Annotated in this window: 13 protein-coding genes; 2 read left to right on the top strand and 11 right to left on the bottom strand. The window is 47.8% G+C overall.

What is annotated here, in order from left to right; translation table 11 throughout:
* Window positions 1-71 precede the first annotated feature (71 nt).
* From LKE33_04350 to LKE33_04310, 9 genes are all read right to left on the bottom strand, one after another.
* Window positions 72-827 carry an EFR1 family ferrodoxin gene (locus LKE33_04350; protein MCH3950158.1) on the bottom strand — a complete coding sequence of 252 codons (756 nt, stop codon included), beginning with the start codon at window positions 825-827 and terminating at the stop codon, window positions 72-74.
* A gap of 17 nt (window positions 828-844) precedes the next feature.
* Window positions 845-1249 (bottom strand): acyl-CoA thioesterase, encoded by a 405-nt coding sequence (locus LKE33_04345; protein ID MCH3950157.1) that lies wholly within the window; start codon window positions 1247-1249, stop codon window positions 845-847.
* Complete coding sequence (locus LKE33_04340) at window positions 1246-1842, bottom strand: GDSL-type esterase/lipase family protein (protein MCH3950156.1); 597 nt, start codon at window positions 1840-1842, stop codon at window positions 1246-1248. The genes LKE33_04345 and LKE33_04340 overlap by 4 nt, the downstream gene beginning before the upstream one ends.
* Entirely contained in the window at window positions 1839-2768 is a 930-nt protein-coding gene (locus LKE33_04335) for a 2-dehydropantoate 2-reductase (protein MCH3950155.1), read from the bottom strand. The genes LKE33_04340 and LKE33_04335 overlap by 4 nt, the downstream gene beginning before the upstream one ends.
* 56 nt (window positions 2769-2824) lie before the next feature.
* Entirely contained in the window at window positions 2825-4033 is a 1209-nt protein-coding gene (locus tag LKE33_04330) for an amidohydrolase (GenBank protein ID MCH3950154.1), read from the bottom strand.
* A 154-nt stretch (window positions 4034-4187) separates the two neighbouring features.
* Window positions 4188-4730 (bottom strand): anaerobic ribonucleoside-triphosphate reductase activating protein, encoded by a 543-nt coding sequence (gene nrdG / locus LKE33_04325; GenBank protein MCH3950153.1) that lies wholly within the window; start codon window positions 4728-4730, stop codon window positions 4188-4190.
* A gap of 6 nt (window positions 4731-4736) precedes the next feature.
* On the bottom strand, window positions 4737-6884 hold the full coding sequence (gene nrdD, locus LKE33_04320) for an anaerobic ribonucleoside-triphosphate reductase (GenBank protein MCH3950152.1): 2148 nt from the start codon (window positions 6882-6884) through the stop codon (window positions 4737-4739).
* Between the two features lie 596 nt (window positions 6885-7480).
* A complete protein-coding gene (locus tag LKE33_04315) occupies window positions 7481-8680 on the bottom strand; it encodes a M20 family metallopeptidase (protein MCH3950151.1) in 1200 nt (399 codons plus the stop codon).
* A gap of 20 nt (window positions 8681-8700) precedes the next feature.
* Complete coding sequence (locus LKE33_04310) at window positions 8701-10113, bottom strand: YfcC family protein (protein ID MCH3950150.1); 1413 nt, start codon at window positions 10111-10113, stop codon at window positions 8701-8703.
* Between the two features lie 182 nt (window positions 10114-10295).
* On the opposite strand from LKE33_04310, the gene LKE33_04305 reads away from it, so the two are divergent.
* Window positions 10296-10640 carry a LysR family transcriptional regulator gene (locus LKE33_04305; GenBank protein ID MCH3950149.1) on the top strand — a complete coding sequence of 115 codons (345 nt, stop codon included), beginning with the start codon at window positions 10296-10298 and terminating at the stop codon, window positions 10638-10640.
* Complete coding sequence (locus tag LKE33_04300; GenBank protein MCH3950148.1) at window positions 10598-11221, top strand: substrate-binding domain-containing protein; 624 nt, start codon at window positions 10598-10600, stop codon at window positions 11219-11221. The genes LKE33_04305 and LKE33_04300 overlap by 43 nt, the downstream gene beginning before the upstream one ends.
* A 232-nt stretch (window positions 11222-11453) precedes the next feature.
* Here LKE33_04300 and LKE33_04295 read toward each other — a convergent pair whose 3' ends face one another.
* Together LKE33_04295 and LKE33_04290 are read right to left on the bottom strand one after the other, a co-directional pair.
* Window positions 11454-12593 (bottom strand): 2-hydroxyacyl-CoA dehydratase family protein, encoded by a 1140-nt coding sequence (locus tag LKE33_04295; protein MCH3950147.1) that lies wholly within the window; start codon window positions 12591-12593, stop codon window positions 11454-11456.
* On the bottom strand, window positions 12593-14029 hold the full coding sequence (locus tag LKE33_04290; protein MCH3950146.1) for a 2-hydroxyacyl-CoA dehydratase: 1437 nt from the start codon (window positions 14027-14029) through the stop codon (window positions 12593-12595). Before LKE33_04290 ends, LKE33_04295 begins: the two co-directional genes overlap by 1 nt.
* Between the last annotated feature and the right edge of the window lie 13 nt (window positions 14030-14042).

The following is a 14042-nucleotide window of genomic DNA, read 5'->3' as shown; positions in this document are numbered from 1 at the left end:
TAGTTTCCCTTTAAAACGAGCGAAGCCGTGGAAAATGAAAGCTCATTTTCCACGGCTTCGCTCGTTTTTTCTTATCTTTTTACCAATTCTTTCCACGTAACTTCGGGATGATGGTATTGATCTTCTTTTAAGATGTGCCGGCCGCGAACCGTCGTCGCCTGAACAGGACAAGCATGCAGGCAGGCAAGGCACTCGGCGCAGTGATCCTCGTGCACAGCCTTCCCGTCTTTTATAACGATATTATGCACCGGGCAGAGGCGTGCACAAAGGCCGCATCCCGTACAAATATCGTTGTCTACGCCCAGGTTAAAATACCAATGAGAAAAATCCTGTCCCGGGCCGGTTTGGAACAGGATTCCCATCAAGGAGGACTTACAGAGGCTGCGATCTTCCTTGCGATTTCTGACTCCTTCCGCAATACCTTCTACCACCAGCGGCTCATTATCTAGTTTTTCCACAGCATACCGGATATGACTGCGGATTGCGGGCGTACTGTTTGCCACCATAGCGATCATTGCGCCGTAATCAAGACGTCTGCCTTTTGCCTGAAGAAGCGTATCGACGGTCTTCAGAGAAGAACCAATCGTCGTCCCGCAGGTAGCGACGCCAAAGAAATAACCCCTTGGGGAAAATGTACTATTTTTCAAAAAAGCCCGGACCGGTCCGGGGATTTCTCCAAAATATACCGGAAAAACAAGTCCTGTTACCTCTTCGTCCTGACAGTCCACGCCCATTGGACTTATAAAAGCAATAGGCTCGTTCAGGGCTTCACCCAATTTTTTAGCCAGGTGGTAGGAGTTACCTGTCCCGGAAAAATAATATATCATCTTAGCATCCCTCGATCTTATACTCTGCCGGACCCATCAAGATTACGGCGAATTCGGATGGGTCTTCCCGCATCATTCAAAGAAACGTACACAAAAACAGCATCAGCCGCTTTGACCCAAATGCCATTTTCTTCTTCAGGCTCCAAAAAGACCTGAATTTCGATATCCATCGAGGAGCCGCCGACGCGGACGACTCGTCCTTCCAGCTTCAGCACCCTGCCGTAATGGATGGGCACATAAAAATTCATGGATTTGACGGCAGCTGTCGTGACCCGCGTCCAGGCAAAACGGTGCGCTGTAATGCCGGCAAGTTCGTCCATCCAGGCCATCAGCCGTCCGCCGAAAAGATGGCCGGAAGAATTTGCCATGGAAAGCATGACGGAGCGTTCCATCACTGCAAGCGGTTTTTCGTGCTGCATCATAATTGATCTCCGAAGTGCTTCTTAAGAAGCGTCACAAAAGCGTCCGCAATGAGGCCATTTCCTTCGGCTGTCGGATGCAGTCCGTCAATAAATAAAGAGTGACCGGCCGCTTTCTCCCCAGCTGCCAGAACTTTTTCAAGATCCAGTGTCGGAATCCGGCGGCGTTGTGCTTCTTTTTCAAGCCAGGCCCTGTACTCTTCCAGTACTTTATTATGCTTATCTACTTCACTGGGAATCTGCCAGCCTGCATCAGCACTCTCAGGCCGCGTAAAGCTGGGTTGTCCCAGTACAATCATTTTAATACCGGCATTTTCTGCCTGATCAAGCGTTACTTTAATATTTTCTTTAATCTTTTCCAGAGGTTCATCAAGCAGCACATCATTGGTACCGCACAGGATAAACACACCATCTGGATTTTCTGCAATCACATCGGTCCGGAACATGCCGCGCATAATCAGGGTCAGACGACCTCCAGCCGCACTATTGACGGCTTTAAACCCAACTTTTTGGGCAGCTGCTTCCGGCCAGGATTCTGCAAGTCTCACATTGGGACAGCTCACAAGGCTGTCTCCGACAAAAACGAATTTCATCATTTTTTCTCCTTTTGGACAGCTGTCAACCGTTCGCGGATGACTTGATCGACTTTCTCTGTCATCGGTACAGGCACATGATAACGCTTGCCCATACGGATAAGAAAGCCGGAAAACATATCGAGCTCACCTTCTCTGCCCATTGCAATGTCACGAGCCAGCGAGCTGCTTACCGTTTTATCTTCTTTGGTACAAATCCGGTTGTACTGAGCTTCTCCGATTCGGTTAGGCAGGATGACACCCATAGCATCTGCTACGGAGCACACTTCTTCAAGAAGTCGCTGGATAATCGTATGGCTGCCCTCCTGGGCGAGCACCTCACCCAGCGTCATGCCGTAATAAGCGGTTATCAGGTTGTAGGCAAAATTAAAGACATATTTTTCCCACGTCTCCAGACGGATATCGACTGCCTGGTAAGCTCTCATACCCGGATGATTAAGCAAGTCATGAATTTCCTCCAGGGCTGCCGGATCTTCGGAACCAACATAAATACGTACTACATGGCCACGCTGGTGAATGGAATAGTCTGATGCCACTTCACTATTGATGTAGAGAGCAGTGTCCACAACAATTCCTTTATCCAGCACGCGGCGAATCCATCTTTCATGTTCCGCACCGTTCATCAGCGGCACCAGAATCGTATGTTCATCTACTGCCGGTTTGATATTTCTGAGTGCCTCTCCAAGAGCATCTGCTTTGACACAGATGAAGATGACATCCTGTACACCTGCATCAGCAGCCTGTCCCAATACGGGAACCTCCACATGCCGGTCTCCCAGTGCCTCGCTGTATACGGAAAGGCCATGGGCTTCCAGATATTCCTTATGTTCGCCCCGTTCTACCAAAGTAACTTCCCCGGGACAATATTTATCTAAATACGCAGTGATGTAGCCGCCGACACCGCCGCCGCCAATTACCATAATTTTCATGTACTTCACCTCTTGTACTTCCGATGCCGACCGCACGTCATTTCAAGACATCTGCATTAAATATCCTTACTGAAATCTGCACCGGCGTTCAAAGCTTTCAGTGCATTGACCGCCACCTGGCTCATCAATTTGGATCCTACAACAAGCGCCTTTTCGTTTGGACAGCATTTTGAACTATGCAGTCCGTAGACGGGCTCTCCCGGAGTACCAACACCGAGCCACAAGAAAGAACCCGGCACCTCAGTCAGATATACGCCGAAATCTTCCGCCGTCAGGTCGGGATTGACGTGGGGTTCCACAGCATCTTCCCCGAGCACTTCCCGCGCAGTATCTGCGACGAGTTTGGCAGGAACCGGCCAATTCATTACGACAGGATAGCCGCGATAGTAGTCGAATTGATAGTCAACTCCCGCAGATAATTTCAGTCCTTCCAGCATCCCTTTGAGCCATTCCGGAATATGATTGCGGGTTGTCTCGTTTAACGTCCGAATAGTGCCTTCCATTACCACAGAACTGGGAACTACATTGTAGCGCGAGCCGCCGTGAATCGTACCGATATTGATAGTCGCTGTATCCAGCGGGCTGACCCGGCGGGCTACAATATGGTTGACCTGTTCGAGGAAATCTGCCGCTGCCATGATCGCATCGATACCTTCATGAGGGTGTCCGGCATGGGAAGTGCGGCCTTTGATTTCCACCCGGAACCGGTCAGAACCGGCCATAAGAGCTCCCGGTTTCACTCCAATTTTACCTACAGGATAATTCGGCCATACGTGCAGGCCAAATACGCCCTTCACATCTTTCAGGAAGCCGTCATTCATCATATAACGGGCACCGCCAGTCGGAGAAAGTTCTTCCGAAGGCTGAAAAAGGATACGGATACTGCCTTCGATTTCGTCCTTGCGGCGAAGCAGGCGGAGTATCGTCTCGAGCAGTGTCGCCATGTGAACATCATGACCACAGGCATGCATCACGCCTTCACTTTCAGAAGCAAAAGGCAGCCCTGTCTCTTCCTTGACGGATAAAGCATCCATGTCGGCCCGCAGGGCAATCATCGGTCCCGGTTTGTCACCCTTGAGTGTCGCCGCAATGCCGTAATGACCTTTGCCGCGCACAGGATTGAGCCCTAAGTCAGATAATATACCAAAAATCTTTTCCGATGTATGCTCTTCTTTTGTACTGACTTCAGGATGACGATGGAACCAGCGCCGCCATTCAATACATTGTTGTTCCAACTCTTCCTCTGTCATATGCAGAACGTCCATGAGGGTACCTCCTAAAATGACCACTATATAACGTATTTTAACATTTTACCCATGGTTTGCAAGAAGGAGCCACAGTCCTGAATTCTGCGGCCTGCGGCCTTTAAAAAAGAGACTGTGAAAAATGAAATTTCATTTTCCACAGCCCCTTGACTATTTACGCATACTCCTGGCCGCCCCAGAGAACCACCGTGCCCTCTTTTAAAGATTCCGGTACATTAATGATCCGCTGGTTTCGGCTCCCCTTAAACCGCAGGTTGATATCCTTTTCGGCCTCGACAAATTCACCATCCACAAGAATATCGATATATCCCAGCATTTCCCGTGTAACTTCGGGATCACCGAGTTTTCCGGAAAGGATTTGGGAATCGAGTAAATACCCGCTGTAACACCAGATGGTTTTCTTCGGGTAACGTTCCCGTATGTGCCGGAGCAATCCAACAAGGACAAGTTGATTTTCCGGTTCGAACGGTTCCCCGCCAAGCAGGGAAAATCCTCTGATATAACTCGGCGCCAGTGCTTCCAGGATTTCCTGAACCTGCTCTTGCCCGAAAGGATGACCATAGGCAAAATCCCATGTTTCCTGATTGAAGCAGCCCTTACAGTGATGCCGGCACCCGCTCACATAGAGGGACACCCGCACTCCGGGTCCGTTTGCTACGTCTGTTTTTTTAATGGCTGCGTAATTCAACGCCAACACTCCCTTTTATAAGTGTAATACCCGGGCTTTAATTTCCTTGGTTTTCCCCACATTCCAGAAATTTTCTCCAAGATAGCCGCAGGTCCGGCGTACTACGTTCATCTTACGCTGGTCCTTATTGTGGCACTGCGGGCATTCCCATTCAAGATTATCATTAATCTTGATTTCTCCGTCAAAGCCGCAGACCTGGCAATAATCGGACTTAGTATTGAATTCAGCATACTGGATATTATCATAGATAAAATGAACCAGGTCTTCGATGGCAGTCGGGTTTTTCTTCATGTTCGGAATTTCCACATAGGAAATGCAGCCACCCGTCGAAATCGGCTGGAACTGATTTTCAAAAGTAAACTTGCTGAATGCATCGATTTTTTCGCGGACATCCACATGGTAAGAATTCGTATAGTACCCTTTATCGGTAATATCTTTGATTGTACCAAAACGAGCTTTATCGATGCGTGCAAAGCGATAGCAAAGTGATTCAGCCGGTGTTCCGTAAAGAGAGAAACCCAGACCGGTTTCCTTACGCCATTTCTTGCAGGCTTCATTCAGATGCTTCATCACGCGCAGAGCAAATTCTTCGCCTTCCGGAGTCGTATGGCTGACTCCCTTCATGGCTACCGTGCACTCATAGAGACCGATATATCCCAGAGACAGCGTAGAATAACCGCCTTCCAGGAGCTTATCGATGGTCTCACCCTTCTTCAGGCGGGCAATGGCACCATACTGCCAATGAATCGGAGATACATCGCTCTTAATGCCTTTCAGGTGGTTATGGCGTACCATCAATGCCTCGCGGCAGAGTTCCAGGCGTTCATCGAGCAGCTTCCAGAACTTATCTTCATCACCTTTGGCAATAATACCGATTTGCGGCAAATTGATGGAAACGACGCCCTGATTGAAACGGCCTTCGAATTTGTAGTGGCCGTCTTTATCTTTCCAAGGGATCAGGAAAGAACGGCAGCCCATCGGAGAAAACACGTTTCCTTCGTAGTTTTCGCGCATCTTCTTAGCGGAGATATAATCCGGATACATTCTCTTGATGGAGCAGCGCACGGCCAGCTTCGTCAGATAATCATATTTACCGCCGTTCAGGCAGTTATTTTCGTCCAGTACATAAACCAGTTTCGGGAAAGCAGGCGTGACATACACACCGGCTTCATTTTTAATTCCTTCCAGACGCTGCTTCAGAATTTCCTCGATGATTTGGGCATTTTCTTCAATGTATTCATCATTCGGATCCAAATGGAGGAAGAGAGTAACAAACGGAGACTGGCCATTGGTCGTCATAAGGGTATTAATCTGGTACTGAATGGTCTGGACACCGCTTGAGAGTTCTTCTTTCATGCGGGCATCCAGCACTGCTTTCATTTCCTCTTCTCCCATCTTGCCGTGGGAGGCTTCGAGCAGGCGTTTCTTAAATTTTTCACGGCTGCGGCGCAGGTATTTGCCCAGATGAGACACATCGACAGACTGACCGCCATATTGAGCAGAAGCCACGGAAGCAATAATCTGTGTCATCACCGTGCAGGCTACCTGAAAGCTCTTTGGGGTTTCAATCAGTTTGCCATGCATCACAGTACCGTTATCCAGCATATCACCGATATTAATCAGGCAGCAGTTGATCATGGGCTGAATAAAATAATCGGAATCATGGAAATGCAAAATGCCTTCATCATGGGCCTTGGAAATTTTCTCCGGCAGCATCACACGGCGCGTCAAATCACGGGATACCTCACCGGCAATAAGGTCACGCTGTGTAGAAATCATGACGGCATTCTTATTGGAGTTTTCTTCCATGACGTCCTTATTTTTATTACTGATAAGGGAAAGAATGGATTCATCCGTCGTGTTGGCTTTACGTACAAGGGCGCGGTTGTAGCGGTAAATGATATATGCTTTGGCCAGTTCATAACGGCCGCGCTTCATAATCTGCTTTTCCACCATGTCCTGAATATCTTCTACAAGCAAACGTTTACGTTTCTTTCCTTCCACGTAAGAAGCAATTGCTTCCACATCCTCCTGAGGCAGGCGTTCTGTCTCATCCACAGCTTTGTTTGCCTTCTGAATGGCGACGACAATCTTATTGCGGTCAAAAGCTACAGTAGTCCCATTACGTTTGATGACTTGCTTCCCCAACGGCGCCACTTCCATCTTCCTCCCATCAAATTCAATTGATAAATAGTAAAAATTGATATTCCAATCTAAAAGAAAACAGAAATAAATACAGTTCCCTTTCGGAACCGCATTAATAGAATACACCAAAAAGGGAGCCTGTGCAACTATATATTGTGGTTTTTATGTCATTTTTCGACAAATATACACAACAGGTAGTTTTGCACATGGTAAACAGACAGGCGTTACGTTTTACTTATTTTTTTGCTTATTTTAATTTTTCCCGTTTTCCTTTAAAAAGAGGAGGAAAGGAAACAGTAATGCCCTTTCTGAGCCTTTAAACAGGAATTCCTATTGTTTACAACTTTTTATGGACAAGCAGAATTTTTTCGAATATTTTCTCCCGAATCATTTGATGAAAACAGGGTTGTGAAAAAATGGACATTTTTCACAATTCCAAAGAAGCAGATGCCATGAGCAAAAAATCTAAAAGTCCATGTTACGAATATACGTGGCTTTGCCCGAAAATACTAAAACAGCTGCAGACCTACATTAGGGACTACAGCTGTTTTAACCCATTAAAAGCAAAAGCGCCGCGTCATTTTTCCTTTACAAGTGATCCGCGGCCAGCAGCTTTACGCTTCGCCAGCCTGCTCTTTGGCAAGACGCGTTTGAAATTCTTCTTTTACGACCTTTAATTCTTCCGGATGATAAATTAGTTCAAGACAGGTATCCGCAAGAATCTGAGCACCAAATTTAACGGCCTGATGGGCTTTTTCTGATTTACCGGCATCGATAAATGCCTGCGAATGGGATGCAGTTCCGTCAGGCACAAAAGCCACACGGATACAGGAACCGGGGACCCGATGCATAACGTTGGCAAAATCTGTAGAACCCGTCCTTTTTCTGGGTTCCTGACAATTCGGGGCCCCTAAAGAACAGGCATGTTTCATCAGGATATCATTTAAGGTCAGATTGGGAATTTTGTTATCCAGAATCTTCGACACCGTAAAATCAGCCGTCGTTTCAGTCATCAATTCAGCGCCGCGCACAATCTTTTCAACCCTTTGCAGCACAGATTTGACTGTCCCCACCGTATCGGCGCGCACGTAAAGATCAGTCTGGGTATAACTGGGAACAACATTAGCCTTCGTCCCGCCCGTATCCATAATGTTATAGTGAATTTTAACATCTCCCGGAACGTGTTCCCGCAGGCATTCCAGCGCATGAAAAGCAAGCATCGTCGCATCGAGGGAACTTCTGCCGGCTTCCGGTTTCAGTGCAGCATGAGCCGCCTTACCGTGAAAGACCAGATTGATATCCGCACAGGCCAGGCACTTAATATCTGTCTGAGTGGCCGGTCCGCCGTGCATCATCAGTGCCACATCCAGTTCTTCGAAAGTAATTCCATTTTGGATCATGATATATTTGCCGCTTATATTTTCTTCTCCTGGCGTGCCATATACGGTCAAAGTAAAAGGTTTATCCCCGGCGGCCTCTTTCAAAGCGCAGGCAGCGCCTAAAATAGCAGGTCCCTGCATGTGGTGCCCGCAGCCATGGCCCATTCCGGCCAGCGCATCAAATTCGCATAAAAGACCAATATTGGGGCCGCCTTCACCATGCTGCCAAACAGCTTTAAAAGCCGTCTCAAGACCTCCCAGGCCATGCGTTACCGTAAAGCCATGGGCTTCCAGATACGAAGTCAGTACCTTGTGGGAATATACCTCATGGGGTCCGATTTCAGGATGATCAAAAATATCATCGGCCATTGCGGTCAGGACAGGTAATTCTTTTTCAATCCAGGTATTTACTTGCTGCTGCATTTCTTCTTCCATTTCAGACTAACTCCTCTCATTTAAGCCAGGTGAATGACTTGTGCCAGCGTGGTCAGGAGGCATCCCGTTACCAGCCAGATCAGGAACAATTTCCACATGAATTTAATCCAACGGTCGTAAGGAATATTGGTGACACTCAGAGTTCCCATCAGTGCCGTAGAAGTCGGCAGGATAAAGTTGCAGAAGCCGTCGCCAAAGTTAAAGGCAAGAATCGCCGTCTGGCGAGTAACTCCCAGCACATCGGCAATAGGGAGCATGATAGGCATTACGGCTACGGCCTGTCCGGAGCCGGAAGTCAGGAACACGTTGATAATCGTATTGGCAATGACCATACCTGGAGCAATGAGTACAGCCGGAAGCCCCGCCATCATGTCAGTCAGGTAATGCACAATGGTGTAGGTAATCTTGCCATCCGTCATAATGCTGCTAATGGCCGTAGCCATTCCGATGATATAAACAGCGCCGAGCATCTTCTTACTGCCATCAATGATATCCTTGCAAATCTGATTGGGACTTGCTCCGGCAATCGCATCCGCTACAACCGAATAGACCAAGAAGGCCGCAGACATATAGTCCATGTTCCATTTCCAGAAGATAGAACCGTAAATGACAAGGGCAAACATGGCCACCAGAAGCACAATTACAAGCAGCATACGGCCTGTCAAATGGCTGGCTTCATCAAGATTCATGCCGCCGGAGGTATTTTCTTCTCTTTCCTTATCGAGTTCATACATCGGGCTGAGTTCCGGTTTATTCTTGATTTTCAGCGCATAGCGAACTACGTAGATACTCGTTACAATGTAGAATACGACAAAGCAGAACGAACGGTACCCCAATCCGGAATAAGGCGGCAGCCCAGCAATATTCTGGGCAACGAGTGTGGTGAAAACATTCAGAGTCCCCGTAGAGAACCCGATAGCACCGCCGAGCACCATGATAGCTTCACCTGTAATACTGTCCAATCCCATAGCCATACTGAGCATAACCATAACCGGTGCAAACGGGATGAACGTATTTACACCCTGCGTTGTACAAATCAGGCCAAAGATCAGCATCAGAACCGGAATAAATACGTACAGACGGTCCGAGAACTTACGAGCACCGCGGGCAAGCAGTGCCTGCAGAGCGCCGGTCTTCGTCACAATATGGAACACGGACCCGGCCATGAAGATAACCATCAACAGCGAAATACGTTTGGAAAACGCCTTTACGATATACAGAGGAATTTTGATAGGATTGACCGCTGAGCTGGCCACAAATTTGAAAGTAGCCGGGTCCACCATTTTCTGGCCCGATGCGTTCTTTACAAACTCATAGGAGCCGGCCGGAACAATCCACGTCAGCAATACCGCAGCCAGGATCATCACAAAAATAATGATAAAGGTATGCGGTACAGTCACTTTTTTCACAGGTGCCGCTGTTGTAGTTTTCATAGTTATTCAGACTCCTTCCCTACAATACTTCCTGGCATCAATTCTATTTTGATGATTTTATTGTAATGAAAATTATCTGACTTTTCCAATTGTTTAATTTCATTGCCTGATAAATTTTATCTATTAATTTACAGAAAACTAGTTTATAATAAAGGAAATTTATTTGTAAGGAGGGACCCAGAATGATACTAAACCTGCGCCAGCTTCTGTATCTGACGACACTAGCCGAAACACACAGTTATCACGCTGCCGCAGACCGGCTCTTTATCACGCAGCCTACGCTGAGTATCGCGGTCAGAAAGTTAGAAGACCACCTGGGATTCCCACTCTTTGAACGTTCCAGTAAAGGAATCGAACTGACAAAAGCCGGCGAACTTGTCATTGACTACGCCAAAAAAATGCTGTCCCTTGATGAGGAATTGGAAGAAAGGCTGGGGCCTTCCGTAAAGAGAAAAAACAAGAACTCCATGTCGGAACTTACGCCATGCTGTACTTCCTGCTTCTGGACTCTTTTTTGCCTAAAGTAAATACTACACAACTGCCTTTTACGCTGAAATTACAGCATGAACATAACGAAGCACTCAGAAAGGGTTTGCGTGAAGGCCGCTATGATGCCATCCTCTGCATCCAAGATAAACCGGATCCCGGGGTCAAGACAAAACTGCTAAAACAGGTTCCCCTGCTATTGGTACTTCCGGAAAATCATCCAGCATGTCAAAAAGCGATTTCCATTCCCGGAGAACGTTTCCCTTACCTGCCAATACATGAACTGGAAGGCGAACGATTCATTATTCAGCAGCCTGCCCAACAACTGCGCTGGCAGGAAGATAAACTGCTCCATTCCGGAAAAATCAAGAATTTCTCTACTTTTGAAATCGATAGTACGCCAAATGCAATGCGTCTCGTGTCAGGCGAGAGCGGCGTTGGTTTTCTGATGGAATCTTATGTAGGGTCAGTCACACAATTTAAAAACCTTCGTTTTTTCCGCACCGATACTCCTAAAAATACCCCGTGGCTGATGGTATGCTATCTTCCCAATCAAAAAAAGAACCCACATATCAAACAACTGCTTCACCTGTTGGAAGCTTCCGCGAAAAAAATTTTGTAAAATATAAAGAGACTGTGAAAAAACCTTCATTTTTCACAGTCTCTTTTTCGCATGTCGCCGGACACTGGTCGCAGATTGCTCAAGGTTCGAACCTGAAGCTATCCTCCATCACGTCTACATCCCTCCTCCCGACTACGTGAAAGGATGTTGTAGAAGAATACAAACCACCTGCGTCGGTTTGCCTCAAAAAAAGACTGCCGCCCAACGGACGACAGTCTTTTTATTTTGAGAATTACAGGCTTTCTGCGAATGCTTCCAGAGCGGTCGTAGCCTGACCAAAGTCACGGGTCATTTGATCTACGCCAATCTTGACGTGAGGAATGTGATGAGCATCCAGAGCCTTCTTCAGATCAGGATATTCCATTTCTTCAGGGTCGCAGAACTGCATCATATAAACGATAACGCCTTCAGCGCCGCTTTCCTTTACGAGGCTGCAGACATGTTCGCTTCTGGTATTTTCACGATAGGTCGGATCATACAGCAGCACATCGTTCTTCTGCTTGGAGAACTGTACAGCCAGTGCAGCCAGGCCATTATCCAGATCTTCCGGAGCATCTACTGCAAAGCTGCGGCTTTCATAAGCGCAGTCATCAGCAGCAACGACAAGTTTGTTGTCATCCATAGCCTTCAGGATGCCAGGCATGTTGTAGATGATGCCGGAAACAACGACCTTATGGCCATCGAACTTGCCGACAGGAGCAGCAGCCAGTTCCTTGTTGAGTTCTTCCAGCTTTTCGGTGTATTCATCCTTCAGCATGAAGTAAGCAGCACGCAGGATGGCAGCACGAGTGGAAGCAGAGATCAGGTCAGGATGAGCATTTGCCAGTTTGCAGAATTCACGGCGGGCAGCACGGCTCTTGTTATACACTTTGATGGCATCGCGGATGGCATCGTTAGTGATTTCATGGCCGCAGATTTCTTCCAGATGACCCTTTACTTCATTGTAAGCGTCATAGGTGAACTGTCTGCCGGCTGCAGTCTGACGAACCTGAGGATGTGCCAGGAAAATAACCGGCATCTTACCCTTCATAGCGACTTTGAAGTTCTGGCTCATAGGACGCAGGGTATCGCACAGAACAGGCGTAATAATGCCGTCCAGGCCGTCCAGCGTACCATCCAGCAGCATTTCCAGGGACAGCTGAGCTACTGTGCAGTAGAAGGAAGCGCAATATTCCTTGGAACGAACTTCCTGTTTACCGTTGCAGCCCCATACACCCATAGGAACCATTCCAGCTGCATAAACCAGTTCTTCAGGAACATAGTAAGGCAGAACACCGATAGCCTTCTTGCCTTGAGCTTTATATTTGGCCAGCATGGTCTTCGGGCTGGCAGATACTTTCTTAAACTCTTCAATAAGTTCACTGATAGCCATTATTTATTCCCCTTCTTTGCGTCATTTGCTTCCATGGCTTCGACCAAGCCTTGTACACGGGTTTCATACTGAGCAGCGTTGAAGTTTCTCGGGTCAGCCTGGTCGCCGTCGAAGCCGGCGGTCGGGATACCCAGATCCTTCGTGAAACGACGCTGCATTTCAGGCATGTAACCACTCCAAGGTTTGCAGGAACGGTTGTAGTGAACCAGAACGCCGTCAACCTTGTTGTCGCGAATCAGACCTTCACGCCATGCCACACCTTGTTCGATGCTGACGGAGTTCGGGGCCTTGCAGTATGCTTTTACGAGTCCATCCAGGTTGTCGTAAACGAAACCAAATGCCGGAGCATATACAACACCGGTGATGTTCAGGCCGTTGGCCTTCAGAGGTTTGAACAGAGCCGGCAGTTTCGGCCAGCAAGGAATACCTTCAAACATGATACGATGCTGTTCTTTGAACGGAGCCGTCGTGGTACCTTCCTTGACATGCTGTTCCAGTTCGCTGGCCAGCAGTTCGAAAGCTTCAGCAGCTTCTACACGGCCACGAGCCGTAACGACGTCGGCCATGTGGTTGAACAGGTCGAAGCCGTTGAATGGAGACGGTTTGTACTGGAGGTAATCGCAAACTTTCAACCAAGCCTTAGCGGTACGGTTTGCGTTCTGGCAGCATTGTTCGAACTTATCTTCATCGAACTTCTTGCCGGAAATCTCTTCCATTTGACGAATAGCCGTATCGAGCTGAGCACGAATATACTTTACGTTGGCTTCGTTGACATGGTCGAATTCGTTGTAAGGAACGTCGATCATGATCAAAGGAATGTTATGACGACGAGCAATGTCTTCATACCACTTCGTCATGCAGTTGCAAATGTTGTTGCAGCACAGTACGAAGTCCGGCATCGGCATCGTCATCTGACGATACTTATGCAGTGCATTCTGACGGCGGGTCTTTTCTTCGCCATCGGGCAGAGCAGCAATTTCATAGATATTATCTACGGTTGCATAAGGCTTCAAGGTCTTCGGATCGATGACAGGCTTACCATCGGCATCGAACATCTTCTTGCCGTTTGCATCTTTCTTCTGCTTGCCGCTGTTCGGGTTAATGATATAGTTACCGTCTTTGTCCATCTTGTTGGCGCCACGGTAACCGGCAGCATATGCCAGGGAAATACGGGCATAGCCGCAAATATCGTTATCATAGCCAATATCTTCAGCAGCCTGGCACATTACTTCGCCGTCGCGGTTAGCGGCAATGCCGGCAGCCTGGTTTTCAGGATAGCCTACGTGCAGACCGAAGGATTCAGCCAATTCGCAGGGGAATTTGGAAGAGGACCAACCTACAGGCTGGCCTGCTTCTTTTGCTTCACGCAGTTCTCTGTAAACCTTTTCTACTACATCTCTTAAAGCCTGGACGCCAGGGCTTACAACTTTCGCCATAATTATCCTTCCT

This window comes from Acidaminococcus sp. (assembly GCA_022482815.1).
Classification (GTDB): domain Bacteria; phylum Bacillota; class Negativicutes; order Acidaminococcales; family Acidaminococcaceae; genus Acidaminococcus.
This window is presented reverse-complemented; position numbering and strand designations above follow the sequence as displayed.

What these genes read in the sequence shown, in the direction of transcription:
- LKE33_04350 (MCH3950158.1), bottom strand. Translation starts at nt 827, where the DNA reads ATGATATATTATTTTTCCGGGACAGGTAACTCCTACCACCTGGCTAAA.
- LKE33_04345 (MCH3950157.1), bottom strand. Translation starts at nt 1,249, where the DNA reads ATGATGCAGCACGAAAAACCGCTTGCAGTGATGGAACGCTCCGTCATG.
- LKE33_04340 (MCH3950156.1), bottom strand. Translation starts at nt 1,842, where the DNA reads ATGATGAAATTCGTTTTTGTCGGAGACAGCCTTGTGAGCTGTCCCAAT.
- LKE33_04335 (MCH3950155.1), bottom strand. Translation starts at nt 2,768, where the DNA reads ATGAAAATTATGGTAATTGGCGGCGGCGGTGTCGGCGGCTACATCACT.
- LKE33_04330 (MCH3950154.1), bottom strand. Translation starts at nt 4,033, where the DNA reads ATGGACGTTCTGCATATGACAGAGGAAGAGTTGGAACAACAATGTATT.
- nrdD (MCH3950152.1), bottom strand. Translation starts at nt 6,884, where the DNA reads ATGGAAGTGGCGCCGTTGGGGAAGCAAGTCATCAAACGTAATGGGACT.
- LKE33_04315 (MCH3950151.1), bottom strand. Translation starts at nt 8,680, where the DNA reads ATGGAAGAAGAAATGCAGCAGCAAGTAAATACCTGGATTGAAAAAGAA.
- LKE33_04310 (MCH3950150.1), bottom strand. Translation starts at nt 10,113, where the DNA reads ATGAAAACTACAACAGCGGCACCTGTGAAAAAAGTGACTGTACCGCAT.
- LKE33_04305 (MCH3950149.1), top strand. Translation starts at nt 10,296, where the DNA reads ATGATACTAAACCTGCGCCAGCTTCTGTATCTGACGACACTAGCCGAA.
- LKE33_04300 (MCH3950148.1), top strand. Translation starts at nt 10,598, where the DNA reads ATGCTGTACTTCCTGCTTCTGGACTCTTTTTTGCCTAAAGTAAATACT.
- LKE33_04295 (MCH3950147.1), bottom strand. Translation starts at nt 12,593, where the DNA reads ATGGCTATCAGTGAACTTATTGAAGAGTTTAAGAAAGTATCTGCCAGC.
- LKE33_04290 (MCH3950146.1), bottom strand. Translation starts at nt 14,029, where the DNA reads ATGGCGAAAGTTGTAAGCCCTGGCGTCCAGGCTTTAAGAGATGTAGTA.